Raw genomic sequence first — 1,473 nt, 5'->3', positions numbered from 1 at the left:
GTCTATGAAAGCGTCAATGCCTGCATCCGCTTCCTCGGCTCGCTCGACGGCACCCATGTCGTGACGGTCGAGCATCTGCGCGGTTCACCCGGCCAGTTGCATCCGGTGCAGCAGGCGATGGTCGATTTCCACGGCTCGCAATGCGGCTTCTGCACGCCCGGCTTCGTCATGTCGCTCTATGGCTTGTGGATGAAGTCGCCTGATCCCTCGAACGCGGATGTCGAAAAGGCTTTGCAAGGCAATCTCTGCCGCTGCACCGGCTACGAGGCGATCATGCGCGCCGCGCATGCCATCTCCAGCTACGGCAAGGCGGCAAAGGACCCGCTGGCCACGGAACGCAAGGCGATCACCGCGAGGCTCGAGGCCATGCGTGACGGCGCCCGGGTCGAGATCGGAACCGGCAAGGCGCGGCTGGTCGTGCCGGCCGATGTCGACGATTTCGCCGCCGTGCTGGACAAGGAACCCGGCGCTACCATCGTGGCCGGCTCGACCGATGTCGGCCTGTGGGTGACCAAGCACATGCGCGATATTTCACCGGCCATTTTCATCGGCGATCTCGACGGGCTTTGCACCATCTCGGAAGACAAGGGCGTCATTTCGATCGGCGCCGGCGTCACCTACACTGACGCCTTCGCGACATTGGCGAAGCGCATCCCGGCGTTGGGGCCATTGTTCGATCGCATCGGCGGCGAACAGGTGCGCAACATGGGCACCATCGGCGGTAACATCGCCAACGGCTCGCCGATCGGAGATACGCCACCGCCATTGATCGCACTTGGCGCAAGTCTCACCTTGCGCAAGGGCAAGAAGCAGCGGACGATCCCGTTGGAAACCTTCTTCATCGCCTACGGCAAACAGGATCGGCAGCCGGGTGAATTCGTCGAGGCCGTGCATGTGCCGGTGCCGGCCAAGGAAACGAAGTTTGCCGTCTACAAGATCACCAAGCGTCGCGACGAGGACATTACCGCGGCCCTTGGCGCGTTTTTCCTGGAACTGGCCAAGGACGGCACGGTGGCCGACATTTGCATCGCCTATGGCGGCATGGCAGCGACACCTAAACGGGCCCTCGGTGTCGAGCACGCCCTGCTCGGCAAATCCTGGACGGAGGCCACGGTCGAGGCGGCCATGGCCGAATACGCCAATGATTTCACGCCGCTGACCGATATGCGGGCAAGCGCCGAATATCGGGCGCTGGCGGCAAAGAACCTGCTGTTGCGTTTTTTTGCCGAGACCAGCGGCACCAAGGCGCCATTCCAGGTCTCACGGCACGAGGCGGCGTGATGCATATCAGCGCCAGCAAACCAATAGCGTCCTTCTCCCCGTTCACGGAGAGAAGATACCGGCAGGCAGATGAGGGGCGGCGCCGTCGTCGATCGGTATCTGCAAACCAGTCACGGTCAGCGTCGCCCCTCATCCGACCCTTCGGGCCACCTTCTCCCCCTGAGCGGGGGGAAGGGGAAAAAGGCATTCGAT

General features: G+C 62.9%; 1 protein-coding gene. It reads left to right on the top strand.

Annotation, left to right across the window (positions count from 1 at the left end; genetic code table 11):
• Nucleotides 1–1,281, top strand: a 1,281-nt coding sequence (gene xdhA / locus EN991_RS35975) for a xanthine dehydrogenase small subunit (RefSeq protein WP_127370503.1), incomplete at its 5' end; no start/stop codon positions are given.
• Nucleotides 1,282–1,473: the final 192 nt, after the last annotated feature.

The sequence above is a fragment of the Mesorhizobium sp. M7A.F.Ca.US.005.03.2.1 genome, from assembly GCF_003997795.1.
GTDB classification, from domain to species: Bacteria; Pseudomonadota; Alphaproteobacteria; order Rhizobiales; family Rhizobiaceae; genus Mesorhizobium; species Mesorhizobium ciceri.
This window is presented reverse-complemented; position numbering and strand designations above follow the sequence as displayed.